Below are 22,756 nucleotides of genomic sequence, written 5' to 3'. Positions count from 1 at the left end.
TTTCCATGTGAGGGCGTTCGTAACGCGGTACCACCTCAATTGTAAAGAGAATATCCCCTTTACATCTCTGCCTTGTCTAACAACAAGTTGCACTGTAAGGTGTGCCTACCGAATTTTCATTGTTTCAAATTCATTTTTTCAAATCAGCCCAATTTCACTACTTTCAAACACCTGTTCACAGTAACCACAGGCTCCCTGAAGATCAAAAATAACTACTTTTCTGATTTGTTGAGTTAATTATATGTTATTGTTTTTTCTTTGTCAATCGTTTTCATTCATTTTTTACTAATTTTTTTAATTATTTTTGTGAAGCACCTAGAACTTCTTCAGAAACTCTGACAAAAGTCTCAATGATATAGTCTACTTCTTCGTCTGTTAATTTCGTGTGAAGTGGCAGTGTAATTTCGTTTACAAAGAAGGCATAAGCCTTTGGATAATCTGCCATATCGAAACCAAGATTCTTATAGGCTGTCAAAAGCGGAAGCGGTTTGTAGTGAACGTTACTTGCGATTCCTGCCTTGGCCAATTCTTGAATAATTTGGTTACGTTGTTCGAGACTTGCTCCTTCTACATGGGTGATGTAGAGGTGACGACAGGATTCAACAGTATCTGTCTTATGAGCCAATGGGTGAATACGAGTTCCTGCAAATCCACGGTCATAGCGATTCACGATATCTTTACGACGTTGTAGTAAGCCAGGATAACGATCTAGCTGAACTAGACCAAGTGAAGCCATGATGTCTGTCATGTTGCACTTGTAGGCTGGTGTTACAATATCGTATTCCCATGAGCCTAGCTGCATCTTAGCAAGCGCATCTTTGGTTTGACCATGAAGGGAAAGGATTTGGAATTCCTTGTACATTTCTTCATCATCAATAGCTGGATTGGCTTTCCAAGTGGCACTTCCTCCCTCAGCCGTTGTAAAGTTCTTAACAGCATGGAAAGAGAAGGAAGTGAAGTCAGCGATAGAACCAGCTGGTTGCCCTTTGTAGGTTGAACCCAAAGCATGGGCGCTATCTGAGACAACAACGATACGGTTAAAGACTTTTTGCCACTTGCTAGTAGCTGTAAATAGGTCACGTTTCTTTTCTACAACTTGGAACAAACGGTCATAGTCACAGATAATCCCTGCAAGTTCAACTGGGATGATAACCTTTGTCTTCTCAGTAATTGCTTGTTCAAGCTTGTCATAGTCCATTTCAAAGGTATCACCTTGGATATCAACCATCACTGGTGTAGCACCTACGTGAGTGATAACGCTACATGATGCTGTATAAGTCATAGCTGGAACGATAACTTCATCACCAGGCCCCACTTCAAGCACGCGCAAGATCAATTCAAGAGCTGCTGTTGCAGAGTTGAGGCAGACTGTCTTAGGCGTTTGAGTATAGACGGACAGACGACGCTCTAGTTCTTTTGTCTTTGGACCTGTTGTGATCCAACCAGAACGAAGGGTATCGGCTACTTCAACAATTTCAGCTTCGGTAATATCGGGTGGTGAAAATGGAATATTATATTTTGTCATTGTTTTACTCCTTTTACTGTATTCACTCTTGTGACTACTTTATTTTAAAACTTCAACTACAGTCTGAAACATGATTTTGATATCTCCGAAGAAATTAAAATCACGTAGGTAGGCTAGGTTAAAGTGCATTTTCTCTGGAAGGACTCTTTCCACATAAGCCTGGTCAACAGTCATACCTTTTGCAGTCATTTGACTGATGATGGCATCCTCATCCTTATAGTTAATGCTGGCAAGGGAAGTAATCCCTGCAGGTAAGAGCAAGGTAGCCATCATTTCAGGGCTATACTGCTCTGTATAGCGTGGTACTTCTGGGCGTGTTCCGACAAAAGACATCTCACCTTTTAGGACATTGACCAATTGCGGCAATTCATCCAAACGAACACGTCGAATGAAATTTCCAACTTTTGTGATACGACTGTCATTTGCAGAAGTTACCAGACTTCCTTTCTTGTCCGCATCGGTTACCATAGTCCGGAATTTCCAAATATTGAAATGTCGGTTGTACTGGGTTACCCGCACTTGCTTGTAAATAACTGGACCCTTGCTATCTAGCTTGATCCAGATGCTTAGAATCAGAAATAAGGGGGAGGTCAAGATTAACAAGACTACGGCTAGAAATAAATCTAGACAACGCTTGAAAATCAGTGAGCCTTTTCTTCTAGACACAAGCTGGTAGTATGGTTTTACCTCGCTCAATTGCATTTCTTGAGGTAGTTCATCCCATTTCAGCATGCACATTCTCCTCTGTTTTTTATATATAATCTTTATTAACATTCTACATTATACCACAAAATGAAAGAGGCAGTGCAAGAAATCTGTGTTTTAAAGGAATTCTTCCTTAGGAAAGAGCCCCTGCCTGCAAACTATACATCTTGTGATAGGTTCCACCCAATGCTAGGAGTTTCTCGTGGGTTCCACTTTCGATAATACGTCCCTTATCAAGAACATAGATACAATTAGCATCTTGAATGGTAGAAAGGCGATGGGCGATGGCAATGGTTGTCCGACCTTGTCTCATCTTAGCTAGGGAATTTTGGACCAGAGCTTCTGTTTCAGAGTCGATATTGGCTGTTGCTTCATCCAAAATCAGGATTTTAGGTTGACTGGCAACAGTTCTTGCAAAGGCAAGAAGCTGACGTTGACCAGTTGAAAAACTCGAACCACGCTCAGATACAGGAGCATCATAACCTAAAGGAAGATCTTGAATGAAGGAATCTGCATCGACAAATTCTGCTGCAGCTTTGACTTGGTCATCGCTGATATCTTGGTACATGGCGATATTGGACTTAATGGTCCCATGATAGAGGAAGGGGTCCTGAAGAACCAAACCGATGTTTTTTCTCAACTCCTCTTGACTATACTCTCGAATATCCACACCATCTAGGAGAACCCGACCTGACTGGAATTCATAAAAGCGCATGAGAACATTGATGATCGAAGATTTTCCAGAGCCAGTATGCCCGACAAAGGCAATGGTTTCACCTTTATTAACGGTAAAGGAAATATCATCTAGAATTTGGTGTTGCCCATCATAAGAGAAGGACACATGTTCAAAGCGGATATTTCCTTCTTGAATCTCGGCTTGTCCATTTTCTTGGACCGGTTCATAGTTGGATTCATCGATCAGTGCAAAGACACGACCTGCTGACACCATGGATGTCTGAAGAGTAGAAAAGTTTTGCGTTACCTCGATCAGGGGATCAAAGAGACGATTGATATACTGGATAAAGGCATACATAGTTCCTGCCGTTATTCCTAGATAAAGTCCGCGATAGCCAAAGTAGGCCATCAAAACCGCATATCCCAACAGCTTCAGTAAACTCATAGCTGGACGTAAAAAGAGAGAATCCAAGGCTACTGAACGGTTAGCGTAGACTAGGTGTTCTTGGTTTATCTCATCAAACTCTTCTTGCAGGCGTTTTTCTTGGTTGAAGGCTTGAATAATACGAATTCCTTCGATATTTTCTGCCAACTTACTGTTAATATCTGACAGTAGACTTCTGGTTTTTTCAATGACCTTGACCGATTTTTTACGGTAGAGATTAACCAAAAGGAAAATCAAAGGTAGAAAGAGCAAGACTAAAGCAGTCAGACGATAGTCCAAAACTAACATGGTATAAAGGGTCGTCACGAATATAAAGACTGCCGAGATAAAGCTAGATAAGATTCCCGAAAACATATCACTGATAGTCTCGGTGTCATTTGTCAAACGAGAAACAATAGAACCTGCAGGAGTTTTATCGAAATAAGACATGCCTAGCTTCTCCATATTGGCAAAGGCATCACGTCGGATATCTCTAACGATGCTGTAGGACACGCGCGCAAAAAGGAGATTTCCCACATATTGGACAATGGTTTGAACAATGTAGAGACCATAGTAAACAAGCAAAACTGTAACAGCAAGCTGATTGAGATTGTTTAGATACTGGTCGATAAAGTGAGAAGCTACCAGAGGGATAATACTCTTAATAACAGTCGTCGCAAGGAGAAAAGCTAAGGCTAAAAAGGTTAGGAGACCATAGGGCTTAAGATAAGACAACAAGCGTTTCAATACAGCCCATTGTTCTTGTTTATTGCGCATCTTCTTCTCCTTTCATTTCTAACTGTTGAGACTGGTAGGTTTGGGCATACCAACCATCCAAAGCGAGTAAGTCTTCATGAGTGCCTCGTTCAATGATGCGACCATTTTGCATAACCAAAATCAAATCCGCATGGACAACCGCACTGAGTCGATGGGCAGTGATGATGGTTGTCTTGTCCTTACGAGTTTCCTTGAGATTATCGATGATCGCGAACTCTGTCTTGGCATCCACAGCTGACAAGGAATCATCTAAAATCAGGATATCAGGATTTAAAATCATAGCCCGACTCATAGCCAGACGTTGTTTTTGTCCACCAGATAGACTGACACCTTTTTCGCCGATAACCGTATCAAATCCCTGGGGCATGGCTTTAATGTCTTGATAGACTTGAGCCAGCTTAGTTGCTTCTTCTACTGCTGAGAAAGGTAAGTCGGGATTTCCAAAACAAATATTCTCTAAGATAGAACTAGCAAAGAGAAATTGGTCCTGTGGGACGTATCCCATCAAACTACGCAAGTCAGCTAGTCGATAGTCACGAATATCATGACCATTTAGATAAATGGCCCCTTGGTCAACGTCATACTCACGTAGGAGCAATTTAATCAAAGCTGTTTTCCCTGAACCAGTCTGTCCAACCAAGCCCAAGGTTTGCCCTTTTTCGAGACTAAAGTGAATATCCTTCAGCGTCTCCTCGTCTTCAAAGGCAAAACGATCAATAGCATAGTCCAAACGCCCATTTTCAATCTCGTCAAGTGGAGTTTCTGGATCTTTGACAGGTGACTCTTGGGACAAGAGGCTCTCAATACGTTGATAAGAAACCTTCCCTCTTTGAGTAATATTAAAGAGGAAACCAATCGCCATCAAGGGCCAGACCAACATATCCAAGTAAGAGATAAAGGTGACAAGGTTTCCGACAGTTACCTGTCCTGCTTGCACCATAAAGGCACCGACTAAGAGAGTTAAGGCATAGGAAGAACCAACAAAGAGTAGAACCATGGGGTCAAAGAGACTATCATACTTCATGGTTTGCAGATTCTTTTGGAAGGTCAAATCATTGACTTCCTGGAAAGATGCCAATTCATCAGACTGATAGCCAAAGGACTTGGTTACCTTGATACCTGATACAGATTCTTGAACCTTATTGTTGAGTTCAGAAAAGGCTGCTTGTGATTCTCCGAAAGCCTTATGGGTCTTTCTCCCCAGACGACTAGTCGCATAGGCCATAAATGGCAGAGGTAGAATGGCAACCAAGGTCATCTGCCAAGAAATGCTAAAGAGCATAGTCAAGAGAGTCACCAAGGCCGTGATAGAGGCATCCACCGCAGACATGACACCACCACCTGCTAGACGAGTCAGAGCATTGATATCATTGGTTGCGTGAGCCATCAAATCCCCAGTCCGATAATTCTGATAAAAAGCGGGAGACATCCTTGTAAAATGCTCAAATAGTCTTGAACGCATGATTTGTCCAAGTCGGTAGGAGGTCCCTAGGATATACATGCGCCAAACATAACGCAGGTAGTACATCCCGAAAGCTGCCAGCAGGAGATAAAAGAGATGAAGCAGGAGCTCATCTTGTGTTAATCGTCCCGAAGTAATGGCATCGATTACGCGCCCCATGACCATAGGTGGGATGAGGTTTAGCACAGAGACTAAAACCAGAGCTACAATTCCAACTAGGTAACGGCGTTTTTCTAACTTAAAAAACCACCAGAGTTTTTGGATGATGGACATAAAATTCCTTTCTAATGACAAATGGAAACCTGAGGCGACTGCCTCAGGTTTTTCCTATTCATAGGTGATGACACTAACTTAAACTTTGTCATATTCAGCGATAAAGATACTCAAAGGAGTAACATTTCATTTATTTTCAATCTTTTACATAAATCATTCTTTATTATATAGGAATGACCTTGATTTTTCAAACCATACGCTGGGGAAATACTTCTTTTTCTGGTATAATATTGTCTATAATCTGAATGAAAAGGTAAACATTATGAAATTGATCTCATGGAATATTGATTCCCTAAACGCTGCACTCACGAGTGACTCTGCGCGTGCGAAATTGTCACAAGACGTCCTCCAAACCTTGGTAGCCGAAGACGCTGATATTATCGCCATCCAAGAAACCAAGCTTTCAGCTACAGGTCCTACTAAAAAACATCTCGAGGTATTAGACGAACTCTTCCCTGGATATGAAAATACTTGGCGTTCCTCTCAAGAGCCTGCTCGTAAAGGCTATGCTGGGACCATGTTCCTCTATAAGAAAGAACTGACTCCAACTATCAGCTTCCCAGAAATCGGTGCCCCTTCTACTATGGACTCAGAAGGACGCATCATCACTTTAGAATTTGATACATTCTTCGTGACTCAAGTTTACACGCCAAACGCTGGTGATGGCCTCAAACGCTTGGAAGAACGTCAAGTCTGGGATGTCAAATATGCAGAGTACTTGGCTCAACTAGACAAGCAAAAACCTGTCCTAGCAACCGGAGACTACAACGTTGCCCACAAGGAAATTGACCTTGCAAACCCAGCCAGCAACCGTCGTTCACCAGGTTTCACGGATGAAGAACGTGAAGGATTTACAAACCTTTTAGCCAAAGGATTTACAGATACCTTCCGCCATATCCATGGCGATGTACCAGAACGCTATACTTGGTGGGCACAACGCAGCAAGACTTCAAAAATCAACAACACAGGCTGGAGAATCGACTACTGGCTCACAAGTAATCGTGTAGCAGACAAGGTTACCAAGTCAGACATGATTGATTCAGGAGCACGCCAAGACCATACACCGATTGTCTTGGAGATTGATCTCTAAGGAGAAAACGAATGGACTATCAAGCTGTCATCCCTGAATTTGTCGTATCGGATATCGAGAAATCGCGTCACTTCTACTGCGACTTGCTGGGTTTTACCATCGAATACGAGCGACCAGAAGAAAACTTTCTCTTCCTATCTCTTGAAGATTGCCAACTAATGTTAGAGGAGGGAACAAAGGATGAATTAGTTAAACTGACCTACCCATTTGGTCGTGGTGTCAATATTTCCTTTGGTATCAAGGATGTCCCCAGACTCTATCAGAAAGTAATCGAGTCTAACTATCCTATTCATCGTCCTTTGACTAAAAGAGAATTTCGAGTTGGTGAACAATATATCTACCCTCATGAATTTGCAGTTCTAGACCCAGATGGCTATTTTTTAAGATTTAGTGAATAGAATAATAAAACATTAGAGTGGTAAAGTAATAAAAAAAGAGGCAGGTGCCTCTTTTTTGTTTCCTATATCCTCACCTGTCTATCTTCAGATCGTTGTCCGGTGACAAACATGGTGAAGGTTGCTTTGCAGACATTTCGGCCATCTTGGTTGGTGATATCAACATCGACGACACAAGTGGTGCGTCCATGATGGACACATTCTCCTTTGATAGTGAGAATGTCCCCTAGATTTCCAGCTTTCAAGTAGTTAATGGAAGACTGGAGTGTCACCCCGTCTAATCCTAGCGAAATCACCACAAGACCACTAATTTGGTCACAAAGGGTAAATAGATAACCTCCGTGGGCATTTCCATAGTAGTTGAGTGAGGAGTCCACTACTTTTGTTGTCACCACCACGTGACCGTCTCTCATTTTTTCAATTTCGTAATTTTCAAAGGCAGATATAGCGTCAAAGTGAAAATCTTTCATACGTTCCTCCTGATATTTCAAACGACACTATGATACTACTTTTCAAGACTCTACGCAAGAGACAAGCACTTATTCGGGCAAAATACCAACCTGCTCCACAAATCGCATAAAGGCTGCTTGTCCTTCTTCTGTTTGCTTGTAAACTCCTGCATCTTCCAAAACTCGTGCAAATATTTTTCCAACAGATTCTTGGACGATATTAAGAGCTTGGTCTTTGTCAGTCAAGTCAGGATGGGAGTCTTTCAATTCACCCGCCCATTCTTTGTGATAATCTGCTACTGAAACATCCTCTCCGACTAGGTAAGCTGCTACTTGCTCCACTTCTTCCTTCAAGCGTGGTGGCAAAATTGCCAAGCCCATGACCTCTATCAAGCCGATATTTTCCTTCTTGATATGTTGGACATCCTTGTGGGGATGATAGATACCATCTGGATGCTCTGGAGATGTTTGATTGTCCCGCAAGACCAAATCCAACTCGAACTGCCCATCTCTTTTACGCGCAATCGGTGTGATAGTGTGATGCGGTGTTCCATTACTTTCTGCCAAAACCTGTACGCTTTGGTCAGAATACTGGCGCCAAGCCAGTAAGATTTTATCCGCTAGTTCTGTCAAATCCTCTTTAGAATCTGAAGTTAGTCGAATGACGGACATAGGCCATTGAACAATCCCTGCTTTAACAGTTTTAAAACCTGCAAAGGTAAAGCTTTTCTGAATAGGAGCCACTTCCATTGGGAATACATGGCGCCCACCTTGGTAATGATCATGCGTCAGGATGGAGCCACCCACGATTGGCAAATCAGCATTCGAACCTACAAAATAGCCTGGGAACTGCTCCACAATTGCTAACAAACGTTCAAAACTTTGGCGACTAATAGCCATAGGACGATGTTGGCTATCTAGGAAAATACAGTGCTCATTAAAGTAGGCGTAAGGCGAATACTGGAAGCCCCACTCCTGCCCAGAAATATCAAAACGAATAATCCGGTGATTGCTTCTAGCTGGATGATTGACACGACCATGGTATCCTTCATTTTCCATACAGAGCTGACATTGAGGATAGTTACTCGACTTAACCAACTTAGCTGCCGCAATCTCCTTTGGATCCTTTTCAGGCTTAGAGAGATTGATGGTAATCTCCAGTTCACCATAGTCAGACGGTACACGATAAGCAATATTCTTTGCGATAGCCTTCAGTTTGATGTAGTCATTCTTCTGACTGAGTTGGTAGAAATCCGCAATTGCCTGCTCTGGTGACTGGGCATAGGTATTCCAAAAATCACGATTAACCTGACTTGGACAAGGGGTTACCAAGTCCATGAGGTCAGCACCGAGAATCTCACGCGCTGCCAGACTATCTTCAATTGTTTCCAATCGAACGGCTTCCTCAACAAGCTGATCTTTTAGTTCAATCAAATCATTTTGGTCAGTCTCAACTTCAATAACTCCATCATCTACCATTGCTAAAACACGATTGGTCAGATAGATCCGATCCAACTCTTCAAAGGTGCTTTCTGCAATGACTTTGGTCACAAAATTTTCTACTAAGGTCACTAGAAAACCTCCTTCTGACTATTCAAGGATGCGAGTTCCACCTGCCACTTCAGCGATATAGAAGCTTGGAGCGTAGCCAACTACTTCTTCATAGTGCTTGCCTACAGCTTCTTTAAAGGACTCAACAGCATCCTTTTGAACCAAGGCGATTGCACAACCACCAAAACCTGCTCCTGTCATACGAGCACCGAGAACACTTTCTTGAGCCCAAGCTGTATGAACAAGGGTATCTAATTCCAAGCCAGTTACTTCGTAATCGTGCTCAAGTGAAACATGAGAAGCATTCATCAAACGACCAAATTTGTCCAAATCTCCAGCTTGAAGAGCTGCTTGTGCTTTAAGGGTACGTTGATTCTCAAGAACAGCATGGCGCGCACGTTTCAAGCGATTTTCGTCTTTGATGAGGTAACTGAACTCATCAAAAGCCCACTCGTCCAATTCACCCAAGGTTTGAATGTCCAAGGCCACCTGGAGTTCTTCTACTGCTTTTTCACATTCAGCACGACGTTCATTGTATTTAGAATCTGTAAGTTCACGGCGTTTGTTAGTGTTCATGATAACAACAACATTGTCCTTCAAATCAAGGGGAACCAAGTCATATTCTAAACTATTTGTATCCAGATAAATGGCACGTTGGTCTGCCCCCATACCGATAGCAAATTGGTCCATGATACCAGAGTTAACACCAATAAAGTTATTCTCTGTCAATTTCCCGATTTTTACTAAATCTAGACGATCCAATTTTAGGTCAAAGAGATATTCTGCCACGACACCAGTCAAAAGCTCTAAGGATGCAGATGAAGACAAACCAGCACCATTTGGGATATTCCCATAGACATAGAAATCAAAACCTTTATCAATCACATGCCCAGCTTCTTGCAAGAAATGAAGGACACCTTTTGGATAGTTAGTCCAGTTGTGCTCCTTCTCAAACTTAAGGTCAGCCAGAGGAACTTCGATAATGCCTTTGTCCTCAAAGTTTGCGGAGTAGAAACGCAAAACTTGGTCATCACGCTTGCGTGCTGCTCCATAAGTTCCTAGTGAAATAGCAGCTGGGAAAACATGGCCACCGTTGTAGTCAGTATGTTCCCCAATCAAGTTGATACGGCCTGGTGAGAAGAAGGTTTGATCTGCTTCTTGACCAAAAACATCAAGAAAGTCCTTGCGAAGTGCATCAGCAGTAAGATGTTGTGTCATATGAATTCTCCTTTGACAATTTGTTAGGTAAAAAAGTTTACCTTGTAATCGTTTTCTTCTATTGTACCCAAGGGTTTTGCTTTGGTCAACATTTTTACCGATATTTTACTAAACTATGAGTAAAAAGATAAAAAAATATGATATAATAACCTAAAAAGGAGGGGAATTATGGCTACACTCAAAGATATTGCTCAGTTAGCCTCTGTCTCAATCGCAACTGTATCCCGTGTCCTCAATCGCGATCAGAGTCTATCTGTCACAGAAGAAACCCGACATCGTATTTTAACTGTCGCCGAAGAACTAGGTTATACCAAACATCTTAAAACAGGCGAAAGTCACAAACTTAAACAAAAGATTGCTATTATCCAGTGGGTCAGCGAACAAGGTGAGTTGGAAGACCTCTACTACTACCAGATTCGACTAGGAATCGAAAATAGAGCACAAGAATTAGATTACGAAATCTTACGCTATTTCAATGATCAACCTTTCACGCTTAGCGAAGAAGTCATTGGAATTCTTTGTATTGGAAAATTTAGCCAAGCACAGATTGCATCATTTGAAGAATATCAAAAACCTCTAGTTTTTCTAGATAGTGACACCATAGCCTTGGGACACACCTGTGTCATTACAGATTTTAATAATGCTGTTAGACAGGTAGTCGATTACTTTACAGACCACGGGATTAAGAAGATTGGTATCTTATCCGGTCTTGAAACTACTACTGACCAAGAAGAAGTCATCGCAGACAAACGCTTAGGTTACTTTAAATCCTATACACAAGAAAAAGGAATTTATAACGAGAAATTCATTTTCCAAGGTCTATTTACTGCCCAATCTGGATACGACTTGATGAAAGAGGCTATCGAAAAATTAGGAGATAAACTTCCACAAGCCTTTTTTGCAGCTAGTGATAGTTTGGCAATAGGTGCTCTTCGCGCCCTTCAAGAAGCCAGCATCAGCATACCAGATCGCGTGAGCATTATTTCCTTTAATGATACTATTCTAACCAAGCAAGTGTTCCCACCCCTTTCCAGTATCTCAGTCTACACCGAGGAAATGGGACGCACAGGAATGGATATTTTGAACAGAGAAGTCCTTCACGGCCGTAAAATTCCAAGCCTCACCATGCTAGGAACCAAACTGACTTTAAGAGAAAGTACCTTGCATTAAGCACAACACTTGAACATAAAAAAACCCAATAGAGATTCTCAAATCCTATTAGGTTTTTCTTTTTTTAATCCATCACAATCATAGATTTAATGGTCTTGCGTTCATCCATGGCCTTATATGCTTTGTCAATATCTTCTAGTTTGTAACTTGAAGTAAAGACACGACCTGGATTGATATCACCATCAAGGACAGCTTTGAGCAAGAATTGCTTATCGTATGTTGTTGCAGAAGCTGCTCCACCTGCAACAGAGATATTTTGCATAAAGGTTGAACCAAGAGCACGATTCTTGTAATGTGGAACTCCTACAAATCCCATACGACCGCCATTATGAAGGACACCTAGTGCTTGCTCAACAGCCGCCTCAGTACCAACACACTCAAGTGCTGCATCTGCTCCACCGCCAAGAATTTCACGCACCTTGGCAATGCCTTCTTCTCCTCGCTCAGCTACAATAGCTGTCGCTCCTGATTCCAAGGCCATTTGTTGTCGATCTTCGTGACGACTCATAAGGATAATTTGTGAAGCTCCACGCATCTTAGCTGCGATGACAGCACATTGGCCAACAGCCCCATCGCCAATTACCACAACCTTGTCGCCTTTTTGAACATTAGCCACACGCGCTGCATGATAGCCAGTCGGCATGACATCAGCCAGAGTCAAGAGGGATTTAAGCATCCCTTCTGTATAATCGGACGGTTGTCCAGGGATTTTAACAAGTGCCCAATTGGCATAGTGAAAGCGGAGATATTCAGCTTGGAAATTCCCTCCTAGGTTATTTCCGATATGATTGTCACAAGAACCATCAAATCCAGCACGACAGGCATCACATTCCCCACAACCATGAGTAAATGGCACAATCACAAAATCACCGGGCTTGACCGTTGTAATGGCTTCTCCAGTTTCTTCAACGATTCCGATCGCTTCGTGTCCACTATTTTTATGTCCCGCTTTAATATCTGGATTTCGGTAACTCCATAGGTCTGAACCACATACGCAAGCACGAACTACGCGGATAATCACATCATCCGCTTCTTGAATACTTGGACGCTTGACTTCTTCAATACCAATCTGACCTGCCTTAGTATAAACTGCTGATTTCATAAAATTTCCTCTCTGTATCTAACTACCTTTAGTATACACTTTTTAGCAAACTTTCGCTCATTTATACTACGTCTCATTAATGATGATGATGTTCATGACTTTTATCTACTTCCAACTCCTCGACCTTGCGCTTATGGGCTTGGTGAGTTTCTAGGTCTGCATCAACTTCAATGGTGATATTTTGGAAACCACAATCTTTGAGTATGCTTCGAATCGATTCCTTGCAAAGCTCCATCTGTTCAATTTCTTTTAGACAAACATGGACAATAGCATTTTTCTCCAAACCATCCATAGTCCAGAGATTAAGCTGATTGATACTAGCTACATGGTCCAATTGCTCCAAATCACTCTTGACTTGCTTGATATCTACACCTTCTGGCACAGCATCAAGGAAAATCTTGAGTGTAGACCAAAAACGAGGAATAGCTTTTGACAGAATAAAGATAGAAATGACAAGAGATAAGAGCGAATCAAGAATATACCAGTCGGTAAATCGCAGAACAATGGCCATTAGGATAACAGCCACCCAACCCAGAGTATCTTCCAGAAAATGAAGACTCAGAATAGACTCATTCTTGGTTTTTCCTTTACGAACTACTAGACTTGCCAATACATTGATACTGACCGCTATGATTCCTAACCAGAGGATTCCCTCATCATTGACCGGCTGTGGATGAAAGATTTTTGTTATATTTTCCAAGATAACCAGAACAGACCCTGTCATCAGAATCACAGCTGTTACCAAGGCACCTAGAAGGCTAAACCGTTTGTAACCCAAGGTGTAATGACTATCTTCTTCACGATTGGAAATTGCTTCAAGAAAGGCTGATATCCCAATTGCGATTGCATCTCCAAGATCATGGACAGAGTCAGCAAGGACCGCACTAGAACCAAAAATCCCTCCTGCGATAAACTCAACAATGGCATAACTTAAATTCAAGAAAAAAGCTAACCAAACTGTATGTTTTGTCTTCATAATCAACATTCCTTTGTTATAATAGATTCATGAACATCTTGTTCATTATCATTATCTAACATTCATTTCAGAAAGGATAGGAGCAAACTGTTTACTTTGTAAGAAACGGAACAGTTTGTTCAAAGTGTCCATATGACTGCTCAAGATCGTCGCATTACCAAGACTCGAAAATCTATCTATACTGCTTTTTTACAATTACTAAATCAAAAAAGCTTTGAAACGATTACCGTTCAGGAGATAATAGACCTAGCAGATGTCGGTCGTTCCACCTTTTATAGCCATTATGAAAGTAAAGAATTACTCCTAGACGAGCTCTGTCGTTATCTCTTTCATCATCTTTTTGAACGCGAGGAAAATATATCTACAGAAGCTTATTTGTCCCATATCTTTTCACATTTCAAGAAAAACCAGGACCACGTCACCAGTCTTCTTTTCTCTAAAAACGACTACTTCCTCCGTCAATTACAGAAAGAGCTAGAACATCATGTTTACCCCATGGTAGCCGACGAACTCATCAAGTCCCATCCAACTCTCCCTCACTCTTACCTCAAACACTTGGTCGTCAGCCATTTAATCGAAACCCTCAGCTGGTGGTTGAAAAAAGGCAAGTCCTACACGGAACAAGAAGTGGTCCAGTTTTATTTGGAGATTCTGAAAGTGGGTTCGAATTAGAAAGGAGTGTTTTCAATGTCCATCGTGCAATTTTATTTTCTTTTTCCAGCCCTATTCATGCTTCACGAACTCGAAGAAATCGTTTGGATGCCATCCTTTGTCAAAAAAATATCAATCCAGTATCCAAACAATCGAATCCTATCTTATTACACTCCTTTTGCTTTCAATGCCATTGTCTTGGAGCAATTTCTGATCCTACTTCTTTCGCTTTTCCTTAGTTACTGGTTTAACAACTATAGCATTTACGCAAGCATCATAATCGCTTATATCTACCATGTATTAGGACATCTGATTCAAACAATCGTTATACGAAAATATGTGCCTGGATTGTTGACGGGCATTTTAACGAGTTTGTTTTCTCTATGCAATCTCAAAAATGAATTTCCAATTATACTTTATGGTTACTCTCTTTTTACCTTATTGGTTATCATTTTAAATCTTGTAGTATCATTTGTGGTACTTCATAAAATGAGTCGTAGGCCTTGATATATAATCATCATATCCAAAATTTCTTCTTGAAAGGAAACCGTATGTTCTTCTCCATTCTCCTCGGCTTTTTTACAGTCTTCTTAGCCCTTGCTTTTGTTCTTCTTCACTTATTGGCTTCTCTGTCTGAAGTTAAAAAAGGGAATCACACTATAGGAAATACATTTCTCCTTATCGGAAGTAGCCTTGCGACCTTATCTATCTTCCTCTACTTCTTTTTGCCGATTATCGCACTATCTCTTTGGCTGATTGGCTGTGGATTAATTTGCTACGGAGCCTATTGGAATGGCAAACAAAAAGAAAACTTCCATCCAGCCCACCATCTGATTCGAATTGGAATTGCACTGGTGCTTACCATCTTGTTAGCCTTGGTACAATAAAAAAGGATCTTTTGATCCTTTTTTGTATACTCATAAACTAATACTCCTTTGATTATTGCTTAAGTATTCCTTCTTGAAGGAGAAACTCATGCGCAACCTCTTCAGCTGATTTACCTTCCACACCAACCTGATAGTTCATCTGACTCATCTGGCTCTCGGTGATTTTACCAGCTAACTGATTTAATACAGCTTCCAATTCTGGATGCTTCTTAAGTAGCTCCTGCTTCATCAGTGGAGCCCCTTGATAAGGTGGGAAGAGGTGTTGATCATCTTCTAAAATCATCAAGTCATACCTAGCAATTTCAGCATCTGTTGAGTAAGCATCTGTAATTTGAATGTCACCTGACTGGATGGCTTGGTAGCGAAGAGCTGGTTCCATAGTGGCTACATTGAGATTTAATCCATAAACAGACTGCAAGCCCTTGTTTCCATCCTCACGGTCATTAAACTCTAGAGTGAATCCAGCCTTGAGCTGTCCTTCTACTTTTTTCAAGTCTGAAATCGTCTTAAGCCCATATTCTTGCGCAATTTTTTTAGGAACTGCTATAGCATAAGTATTTTGATAAGCCATGGGTTTAAGAAAGGCTAGTTGATCCTGTTTGGCAATGCCATCACGAGCCACCTCGTAAACCTTTTCTGGGTCATGCCCAATTTGTGGAGATGGTTGGAGGAGACTCTCTGTCACTGTTCCAGAAAATTCTGGATAGATATCGATATCACCCTTTTTCAGCGCTTGATAAAGGAAATCTGTCTTCCCAAAGTTAGGCTTGACCGTCACCGTCATATCCGTATTTTCCTCAATGAGAAGCTTGTACATATTCATGAGAATCTCAGGTTCAGGTCCCAACTTCCCAGCTATAACCAGATTTTCTTTCTCTTTGCTAGGAATCATGCTTGGAGCATAACTAGCTCCCAAACCAAGGACCATCACTGCAAAAGCTGCAACAATCGTACGCAACTTTGCCTTTTCCAACCATTTGAGAACAACATTAAAGAGAATGGCCAAGATGGCTGATGAGATTGCACCGATTAAAATGAGACTAGCATTCCGACGATCAATTCCCAAAAGGATAAAGGAGCCCAATCCACCAGCTCCCACAAGAGCAGCTAAAGTTGCTGTCCCAATGATCATAACAGTTGCTGTACGAACCCCCGATACAATGACTGGCATGGCAAGCGGAATTTCAAACTTCTTGAGTCGCTCCCACTTGGTCATTCCAAAAGCAATCCCTGCCTCCTCAAGACTAGGATCAATGCCGTTCAAGGCTGTAATCGTATTTTCTAAAATCGGGAAAATAGCGTAAATAACAAGGGCTGTGAGAGCTGGTAAGGTTCCAATTCCCATGAAAGGAATAAAGAGACCCAATAAAGCCATTGAGGGTATGGTCTGGAAGATACCCGCAACTTGTAGCACCCAGTTCGCCGCTTTTTTGTGGCTATTTAGATAAACCGCCAGTGGAATCGTCAGAAAAATAGCAACCAATAAGGTCAAAAGAGATAATTGTAAGTGTTCCCCAAGAGCAGTTACCCATTCCCCAAAACGCTCTTGAAATGTTGAAATCAAATTAGACATGAAGGCTACCTCCAAACAAGTTTGCTACAAAGTCTGTCGCAGGCGCTTGTAAAATTGTTTCAGGGTCTGCCACCTGGCGAATTTCTCCATCCTGCAAAACTGCAATTCGATCCCCTAATTTTAAGGCCTCGTCCGTATCATGTGTTACGAAGATGGTGGTCATACCGAATTCTTTATGTAAATCTTTGGTAAGAGCCTGCAACTGCTTGCGAGAGATGGCATCCAAGGCTGAAAAAGGTTCGTCCATCAATAGAATTTTTGGTTCCCCAATGATAGCTCGCACAATGCCAATCCGCTGTTGCTCCCCACCAGATAATTCACTAGACATGCGATTTGCATACTCTGCAGCAGGGAGACCAACCTTGTTCAAGAGTTCTTCTGTTTTAGAAGTGATTTGCTCCTTGCTCCAGCCCTTCATCTCAGGAATGAGAGCTATATTTTCAGCAACGGTCAAGTTAGGAAATAGGGCAATGGCTTGAAGGACATAGCCGGTACTGAGACGTAACTCCCGTTCGTCATAGTCTTTGATGCGTTTCCCATCCATATGGATATTGCCATCTGTCGGTTCCAAAAGACGGTTAATCATCTTGATCATGGTGGTCTTTCCAGATCCTGAAGGACCCACTAGCACCATGAATTCTCCATTTTCAATGCGAAGATTGACATCTTTTAAAATATCCTTTTCTGTATAGCGCAAGGCTACATGTTTGTATTCAATCATTTTTTTCCTCAATAAGTTTTCTATCTCTAAGAATATCCAAAAGGCTGCTTGCTGGATGCCTTAGAACTTTTTCGATATCTGTTGAAACCCCAGCTTGTTCCCCAACTTTGATAGCTGTATAGGTGCTGACCCAGGCATCGTACTCCCAAGTTTGTGCTGGCCATTTTTTCCGTGACTCATAAGCTTCTTCTACTGATTCATCCACATACATGATGGCGTCACCCGTCTCTTTTGAGAGAAGCGCTACGATTTCTTCCATGGAAAGATCATCTGGTCCTGTCAAATTCAGGCTTTGATTTTCCCACTCCTTAGGATTTAAAAGAATTTCTGCTGCAACCCTAGATGTGTCCTTACGGGCAACAGCTGATACCAGGCCATTGCCGGCCGGACCACGAATCTCTCCATTTTCAAGCGCCATATCAATCAAAAAGTCCAAGTAAAAATTATCTCTCAAAAAAGTGTAGGTGAACCCTAACTCCTTGATATAGGCTTCCGTCTGGGCATGATCTCGAGACAAGGTAAAAGTTGCCTTCTCATCTGCCCCATAAAAGGAGGTATAAACAATATGCTGCACCCCTGCTAGTTTTGCAGCATCTAAAAACTCCTTGTGCTCCTTGACACGCTCTGGATTTTCCCGAGCAGATACCATCAACAAAGTATCGATACCCTTTAAGGCCTCGACCACCTCTGGAGTATTGGCATACACTATTTTACGGATTTCTGCAGACGCGTAGACTTTTGCACGCTCCGGGCTTCTTGCTAGATGGACTGAAGCGATTCCTTTTTTATCGACAAGATCAGCCACATAGGAGCCTAATTTTCCTGTTACACCTGTAATTCCGATCATAACTGTTACTTCCTTTCCCTAGATTTCATTTTCTTTAGCTTTTAGATTTGAGATTATACGCTCTTGATAGGCTTCAAATTCACGGATTTCTTGATCCGAAAAGCCTTGGTAGAAAATCTCTCCAAGTTCCCGACTAACACGGTCTCCAATTTCTTTTTGCGCCCAACCAAGATCTGTCAAAGAGATATATTTTTTCCTTTTATCCTGCGTGCAAGGTTGAATCGTGACCAAACCTTGTTCTTCCAATTTCTTAACCATACTGGTCAATGTATTATTAGCTAGCCCCGTCGCAAGAGCGATATCTGTCGCAGTAGCGCACCCCAACTCTTGCTTCCACAAAATCGTTAAAATTTTCCCTTGTTCACTTCTGTATTGAGCATCTGGTTCCTTGCTCAAGAGTTTTTGAAAGATACGCCCATTCAACAATCGAATCTGTAGAGCTTGGTAGCCCCCTAACATCTTGTCCATTTTGTCTCCTTTTTTATTCTATATCGAAGTTTTTAACTATTGTAACACTCTAAATTACAGTTGTCAATTATTTCGATATAGAAATAATAAAAAACTTCCTACCAAAAAGTAGAAAGTCATCATTTTTATAAAATTAAACATGAATCACATCTGAAGCATTCCTCTTAAAGAAATTACTATGTCCCAGATAAGGTCCATACTTACAATTTTGACTATAAACCAACCATAAGGGAATGATAAAAATTTTTATAAAATAGAGTAAGCAAAAAAGTAAAAAAGAACTAAAACTAAGAGTTATTAAGTCAAGAAAGTAAAGATAAAAGACAATTGATGTATTCAATAGAATATTAAAGCCCGTAGCAAAACTAGCTGATAAGATATTCGTCTTGATCTGAGGATTAAAGAGTTTGACAGCAAATAAAGCCAATAAAGAAATATTATAGATACAAATTGGCTTGTAATCATGACGATAAAAAACTAAACATTTACTGTTATAAAAATTAATCCCACTACTAAAATTACTTGACTTATTAATCCAAATATGCGAAACGCCACTAATAGCACTCCAAGGAACAAATAAAGCTAATCTTCTAAGGTAAATACCATCCTGTGTAATATAAAATTTCCAAGGAAAAAGAAAATTTATGCCGATACCAAGTAAAAGCAATAAAAGAAGGAAATACCCTAACTGTGTCTGATGGAAGCTGAAGGCGTAATCAAAAATATTAACTGTTTGAATTCCTCGACCAACAATTTGATGAACACCCAAAAGATATAAAATGACTATAAAAAGAACAAATCTATAGTAAATACTATGAAACCTCACAATTTTTGTCATATATTCTATTCCCCTGAATTATAGAGTCATCGTCAAATAATGCTTTACGTTCTTATATAACACTAGCATACAATTAAATAATCAAAGAATATAAAAATGAAAAAAGAGATTTTTATAAAAAGAGCTTAGCCAAGACCAAATTCTTCATTTTTCTAGTCTTCTTCAACCAAGCGTTTGAACTCTGCTTGTATTTCTGTGTTTTCGGTTGGTTTCAAGTACATAATCCCACCATTAGTTGTCGGTGAATGAAAGACAATCGCATCTCCTGTATTGGTTATCGCAAAGTAATAGCTATGAACATCTGGAAATTTATCCCAGTTACTATAGCGCTCAACGATGCGATACTTAGCAGTTCCTAACCCATTATCCGAGTATTCCGCATTTATTTTTTCACTCGGCCCATCACCAAAGGTATAGAGATTATCTGCACCGACATCTCCTCCAGCAATTCCTTTTTTGTAATTAGGTTGTCCTAGTCTTTCTCCCCAGCCCTTTATAAAAGCTTCTAGTTTGGCAGATTTGTTGGGATTCCATGGTGCTTTTTGCTTTTCTCCCGAAATGGTCGTTCTAGTAGAGCTTTCAAATTTCTGCCAATCTAGTTGCTTGAAGTTCATTAATTCTGCTTCTGTCTTACCAAAGTCAGAGTGCAAACTTTTATTCCCAGGAACTCGAATATCCTGTTCTTGTAGTTTACTTGCAACTTGCTGGTATAAATTAAGATGATAGAGTACTCCTCTACCTTCTCCTGTTCCAGAGGACCAACTTAATTCCAGAATATCACCACTCTTATAGATATTCATAGAATTTCTAGCTCCACCATGACCGGCTACAAAACCTTCTGCTAAAAGTATCGGTTTCTCATTTACAAGATAATAAAGACCCGAAATAAAATAATCACCATTAGATTGCTCGACGCCTATTAATAATTCCTCTACACCATCTTGATTAAGATCCGTATAGGCATAACGCATCTTATCTGATTGAAAAACCGCATTTTCAAGAGACCAACTATTGATAGGGCGTTCAGTGCCTTGTAAACTCTTATAGAGATCACCGATTGCATTTACATCCTTTGGTGTGGAAAGTATTTTTTTATAATTATCAAAAACTGGCTTGTAGAATTCTTTAAAATTTTTCTTAGACTCTACAGAAGTTTGTTCATTAGTATTTGATTGACTAACAGTTGTTGATAAACTAAGCCCCTGATTAGAATTTTCGGAACTATGATTACTACAGCCAAACATAAAAAGACTCATGAATAGAACTAGCAAAACTCCTAAAATCCCCTTTTCTTCCATAACAAACTCCTTTGAAGTTCAACCATTTGTTTTAGTATTTTCACTTACATTATATCAAATGTTTAACAGTTATAAAAAGAATAATATAAGACTAAGGCAATAAAAAAAGAGCTATAAAGCTCTTTAATTACGGAGAATAAGGGATTCGAACCCTTGCGCCGGTTACCCGACCTAACGATTTAGCAAACCGTCCTCTTCAGCCTCTTGAGTAATTCTCCTATTAATGGGCACGAGTGGACTCGAACCACCGACCTCACGCTTATCAGGCGTGCGCTCTAACCACCTGAGCTACGCGCCCAAGTAAAAAACTTGGTATTTGAACAAAGTTCAAAGCGGGTGACGAGAATCGAACTCGCGACAACAGCTTGGAAGGCTGTAGTTTTACCACTAAACTACACCCGCATAGTATCTTATTAAAAAAATGGCGCGAGACGGAATCGAACCGCCGACACATGGAGCTTCAATCCATTGCTCTACCAACTGAGCTACCGAGCCAATATTGCGGGAGCAGGATTTGAACCTACGACCTTCGGGTTATGAGCCCGACGAGCTACCGAGCTGCTCCATCCCGCGTTAATAATAAATAAAGGAGGATGTGGGATTCGAACCCACGCACGCTTTTACACGCCTGACGGTTTTCAAGACCGTTCCCTTCAGCCGGACTTGGGTAATCCTCCATCATTCCAATGGACCTTGTAGGACTTGAACCTACGACCACTCGGTTATGAGCCGAGAGCTCTAACCAGCTGAGCTAAAGGTCCAACAAGATCATTATAGCGGCGAAGGGGATCGAACCCCCGACCTCCCGGGTATGAACCGGACGCTCTAGCCAGCTGAGCTACACCGCCATCAATCGGGAAGACAGGATTCGAACCTGCGACACCTTGGTCCCAAACCAAGTACTCTACCAAGCTGAGCTACTTCCCGAGTTAAATGTTTAATGCACCCTAGAGGAGTCGAACCTCTAACCGCCTGATTCGTAGTCAGGTACTCTATCCAGTTGAGCTAAGGGTGCTCTTCAATATATGCCGAGGACCGGAATCGAACCGGTACGATCGTTACCAATCGCAGGATTTTAAGTCCTGTGCGTCTGCCAGTTCCGCCACCCCGGCCTCTCTAAGCGAACGACGGGATTCGAACCCGCGACCCCCACCTTGGCAAGGTGGTGTTCTACCACTGAACTACGTTCGCATCGACTCTGGTTTATATTAAAAAAAATGCCGGCTACATGACTTGAACACGCGACCCTCTGATTACAAATCAGATGCTCTACCAACTGAGCTAAGCCGGCTGATTTCTATTATGCGGGTTAAGGGACTTGAACCCCCACGCCGTTAAGCGCCAGATCCTAAATCTGGTGCGTCTGCCAATTCCGCCAAACCCGCAAATATGACCCGTACTGGGCTCGAACCAGTGACCCATTGATTAAAAGTCAATTGCTCTACCAACTGAGCTAACGAGTCAAATAACTTTCGTTATTACGGTCCCGACGGGAATCGAACCCGCGATCTTCGCCGTGACAGGGCGACGTGATAACCGCTACACTACGGGACCTATGGGAGTTAACGGGATCGAACCGCTGACCCTCTGCTTGTAAGGCAGATGCTCTCCCAGCTGAGCTAAACTCCCTCGAGCTAAGCGACTTCCATATCTCACAGGGGGCAACCCCCAACTACTTCCG

The 22,756-nt window shown here is 41.4% G+C and carries 21 protein-coding genes, 17 tRNA genes and 1 other annotated feature; of the genes, 6 read left to right on the top strand and 32 right to left on the bottom strand.

What is annotated here, in order from left to right:
* Positions 1-6 precede the first annotated feature (6 nt).
* Positions 7-238, bottom strand: a binding site (T-box leader).
* Between the two features lie 60 nt (positions 239-298).
* The 4 genes from QM857_RS07985 to QM857_RS07970 all read right to left on the bottom strand — a co-directional run bounded on the left by QM857_RS07985 (position 299) and on the right by QM857_RS07970 (position 5,841).
* Entirely contained in the window at positions 299-1,525 is a 1,227-nt protein-coding gene (locus QM857_RS07985; RefSeq protein WP_414275607.1) for a DegT/DnrJ/EryC1/StrS family aminotransferase, read from the bottom strand.
* 39 nt (positions 1,526-1,564) lie between these two features.
* On the bottom strand, positions 1,565-2,257 hold the full coding sequence (locus QM857_RS07980) for a sugar transferase (RefSeq protein ID WP_414275606.1): 693 nt from the start codon (positions 2,255-2,257) through the stop codon (positions 1,565-1,567).
* Between the two features lie 106 nt (positions 2,258-2,363).
* Positions 2,364-4,106: an ABC transporter ATP-binding protein gene (locus QM857_RS07975; protein ID WP_414275605.1), complete on the bottom strand. Its 1,743-nt coding sequence runs from the start codon at positions 4,104-4,106 to the stop codon at positions 2,364-2,366.
* Positions 4,096-5,841, bottom strand: coding sequence for an ABC transporter ATP-binding protein (locus QM857_RS07970; RefSeq protein ID WP_414275604.1), 1,746 nt, complete (start codon positions 5,839-5,841; stop codon positions 4,096-4,098). The genes QM857_RS07975 and QM857_RS07970 overlap by 11 nt, the downstream gene beginning before the upstream one ends.
* Before the next feature lie 262 nt (positions 5,842-6,103).
* On the opposite strand from QM857_RS07970, the gene QM857_RS07965 reads away from it, so the two are divergent.
* Both QM857_RS07965 and QM857_RS07960 read left to right on the top strand, forming a co-directional pair.
* Positions 6,104-6,931 (top strand): exodeoxyribonuclease III, encoded by an 828-nt coding sequence (locus tag QM857_RS07965; protein WP_414275603.1) that lies wholly within the window; start codon positions 6,104-6,106, stop codon positions 6,929-6,931.
* Positions 6,932-6,942: 11 nt separating this feature from the next.
* Positions 6,943-7,329, top strand: a complete 387-nt coding sequence (locus QM857_RS07960; RefSeq protein WP_414275602.1) for a bleomycin resistance protein — start codon at positions 6,943-6,945, stop codon at positions 7,327-7,329.
* Between the two features lie 62 nt (positions 7,330-7,391).
* On the opposite strand, the gene QM857_RS07955 is transcribed toward QM857_RS07960, so the two are convergent.
* The 3 genes from QM857_RS07955 to QM857_RS07945 form a co-directional block, all read right to left on the bottom strand.
* Positions 7,392-7,796, bottom strand: coding sequence for a PaaI family thioesterase (locus QM857_RS07955; RefSeq protein WP_045763132.1), 405 nt, complete (start codon positions 7,794-7,796; stop codon positions 7,392-7,394).
* 69 nt (positions 7,797-7,865) lie between these two features.
* On the bottom strand, positions 7,866-9,347 hold the full coding sequence (locus QM857_RS07950) for a UDP-glucose--hexose-1-phosphate uridylyltransferase (RefSeq protein WP_414275601.1): 1,482 nt from the start codon (positions 9,345-9,347) through the stop codon (positions 7,866-7,868).
* A gap of 18 nt (positions 9,348-9,365) precedes the next feature.
* Entirely contained in the window at positions 9,366-10,544 is a 1,179-nt protein-coding gene (locus QM857_RS07945) for a galactokinase (RefSeq protein WP_414275600.1), read from the bottom strand.
* Between the two features lie 168 nt (positions 10,545-10,712).
* On the opposite strand from QM857_RS07945, the gene QM857_RS07940 reads away from it, so the two are divergent.
* Positions 10,713-11,714 carry a LacI family DNA-binding transcriptional regulator gene (locus QM857_RS07940; protein ID WP_414275599.1) on the top strand — a complete coding sequence of 334 codons (1,002 nt, stop codon included), beginning with the start codon at positions 10,713-10,715 and terminating at the stop codon, positions 11,712-11,714.
* Between the two features lie 64 nt (positions 11,715-11,778).
* On the opposite strand, the gene QM857_RS07935 is transcribed toward QM857_RS07940, so the two are convergent.
* Positions 11,779-12,816 carry a zinc-binding dehydrogenase gene (locus QM857_RS07935; RefSeq protein ID WP_414275598.1) on the bottom strand — a complete coding sequence of 346 codons (1,038 nt, stop codon included), beginning with the start codon at positions 12,814-12,816 and terminating at the stop codon, positions 11,779-11,781.
* Between the two features lie 76 nt (positions 12,817-12,892).
* Complete coding sequence (locus QM857_RS07930; protein WP_414275597.1) at positions 12,893-13,792, bottom strand: cation diffusion facilitator family transporter; 900 nt, start codon at positions 13,790-13,792, stop codon at positions 12,893-12,895.
* Between the two features lie 132 nt (positions 13,793-13,924).
* Between QM857_RS07930 and QM857_RS07925 the strand changes: the two genes are divergently transcribed.
* Genes QM857_RS07925 through QM857_RS07915 form a run of 3 tightly spaced genes read left to right on the top strand, consistent with a single transcriptional unit; the run spans position 13,925 to position 15,330 of the window.
* Entirely contained in the window at positions 13,925-14,464 is a 540-nt protein-coding gene (locus QM857_RS07925) for a TetR/AcrR family transcriptional regulator (RefSeq protein WP_414275596.1), read from the top strand.
* 15 nt (positions 14,465-14,479) lie between these two features.
* On the top strand, positions 14,480-14,950 hold the full coding sequence (locus QM857_RS07920; protein WP_414275595.1) for an HXXEE domain-containing protein: 471 nt from the start codon (positions 14,480-14,482) through the stop codon (positions 14,948-14,950).
* A 44-nt stretch (positions 14,951-14,994) separates the two neighbouring features.
* On the top strand, positions 14,995-15,330 hold the full coding sequence (locus QM857_RS07915) for a glucuronide permease (protein ID WP_414275668.1): 336 nt from the start codon (positions 14,995-14,997) through the stop codon (positions 15,328-15,330).
* A 52-nt stretch (positions 15,331-15,382) separates the two neighbouring features.
* On the opposite strand, the gene QM857_RS07910 is transcribed toward QM857_RS07915, so the two are convergent.
* The 23 genes from QM857_RS07910 to QM857_RS07800 form a co-directional block, all read right to left on the bottom strand.
* Complete coding sequence (locus QM857_RS07910) at positions 15,383-16,903, bottom strand: ABC transporter permease/substrate-binding protein (protein ID WP_414275594.1); 1,521 nt, start codon at positions 16,901-16,903, stop codon at positions 15,383-15,385.
* Positions 16,896-17,624 carry an ATP-binding cassette domain-containing protein gene (locus QM857_RS07905; protein WP_414275593.1) on the bottom strand — a complete coding sequence of 243 codons (729 nt, stop codon included), beginning with the start codon at positions 17,622-17,624 and terminating at the stop codon, positions 16,896-16,898. The genes QM857_RS07910 and QM857_RS07905 overlap by 8 nt, the downstream gene beginning before the upstream one ends.
* On the bottom strand, positions 17,617-18,471 hold the full coding sequence (locus QM857_RS07900; RefSeq protein ID WP_414275592.1) for an SDR family oxidoreductase: 855 nt from the start codon (positions 18,469-18,471) through the stop codon (positions 17,617-17,619). The genes QM857_RS07905 and QM857_RS07900 overlap by 8 nt, the downstream gene beginning before the upstream one ends.
* Positions 18,472-18,489: 18 nt before the next feature.
* Positions 18,490-18,939 (bottom strand): MarR family winged helix-turn-helix transcriptional regulator, encoded by a 450-nt coding sequence (locus tag QM857_RS07895; RefSeq protein WP_414275591.1) that lies wholly within the window; start codon positions 18,937-18,939, stop codon positions 18,490-18,492.
* A 133-nt stretch (positions 18,940-19,072) separates the two neighbouring features.
* The gene (locus QM857_RS07890; RefSeq protein ID WP_414275590.1) at positions 19,073-19,777 is read right to left on the bottom strand and encodes a hypothetical protein; all 705 of its coding nucleotides are present in this window, start codon (positions 19,775-19,777) and stop codon (positions 19,073-19,075) included.
* Positions 19,778-19,929: 152 nt separating this feature from the next.
* On the bottom strand, positions 19,930-21,075 hold the full coding sequence (locus QM857_RS07885; RefSeq protein WP_414275589.1) for a DUF4767 domain-containing protein: 1,146 nt from the start codon (positions 21,073-21,075) through the stop codon (positions 19,930-19,932).
* Positions 21,076-21,205: 130 nt separating this feature from the next.
* A tRNA-Ser gene (locus QM857_RS07880) sits at positions 21,206-21,293 on the bottom strand.
* Between the two features lie 6 nt (positions 21,294-21,299).
* Positions 21,300-21,373: transfer RNA gene (locus QM857_RS07875), tRNA-Ile, on the bottom strand.
* A gap of 33 nt (positions 21,374-21,406) precedes the next feature.
* Positions 21,407-21,477 (bottom strand) — tRNA-Gly (locus QM857_RS07870).
* A gap of 20 nt (positions 21,478-21,497) precedes the next feature.
* Positions 21,498-21,570: transfer RNA gene (locus tag QM857_RS07865), tRNA-Phe, on the bottom strand.
* A gap of 4 nt (positions 21,571-21,574) precedes the next feature.
* Positions 21,575-21,648: transfer RNA gene (locus QM857_RS07860), tRNA-Met, on the bottom strand.
* A gap of 14 nt (positions 21,649-21,662) precedes the next feature.
* Positions 21,663-21,752, bottom strand: a tRNA-Ser gene (locus QM857_RS07855).
* Positions 21,753-21,762: 10 nt separating this feature from the next.
* Positions 21,763-21,836, bottom strand: a tRNA-Ile gene (locus QM857_RS07850).
* Between the two features lie 13 nt (positions 21,837-21,849).
* A tRNA-Met gene (locus QM857_RS07845) sits at positions 21,850-21,923 on the bottom strand.
* A 5-nt stretch (positions 21,924-21,928) separates the two neighbouring features.
* Positions 21,929-22,002, bottom strand: a tRNA-Pro gene (locus tag QM857_RS07840).
* A gap of 14 nt (positions 22,003-22,016) precedes the next feature.
* Positions 22,017-22,090, bottom strand: a tRNA-Arg gene (locus QM857_RS07835).
* 11 nt (positions 22,091-22,101) lie between these two features.
* Positions 22,102-22,187, bottom strand: a tRNA-Leu gene (locus QM857_RS07830).
* Positions 22,188-22,194: 7 nt separating this feature from the next.
* A tRNA-Gly gene (locus tag QM857_RS07825) sits at positions 22,195-22,266 on the bottom strand.
* 27 nt (positions 22,267-22,293) lie between these two features.
* A tRNA-Thr gene (locus tag QM857_RS07820) sits at positions 22,294-22,366 on the bottom strand.
* Positions 22,367-22,378: 12 nt separating this feature from the next.
* Positions 22,379-22,460, bottom strand: a tRNA-Leu gene (locus QM857_RS07815).
* A 5-nt stretch (positions 22,461-22,465) separates the two neighbouring features.
* Positions 22,466-22,538 (bottom strand) — tRNA-Lys (locus QM857_RS07810).
* Between the two features lie 18 nt (positions 22,539-22,556).
* A tRNA-Asp gene (locus QM857_RS07805) sits at positions 22,557-22,629 on the bottom strand.
* A 2-nt stretch (positions 22,630-22,631) separates the two neighbouring features.
* Positions 22,632-22,704 (bottom strand) — tRNA-Val (locus tag QM857_RS07800).
* Positions 22,705-22,756 lie beyond the last annotated feature (52 nt).

Source organism: Streptococcus infantis, assembly GCF_047463315.1.
GTDB lineage: Bacteria > Bacillota > Bacilli > Lactobacillales > Streptococcaceae > Streptococcus > Streptococcus infantis_AB.
The sequence above is the reverse complement of the archived record's forward strand: the minus strand, read 5'-3'. Positions and strand labels throughout refer to the sequence as shown.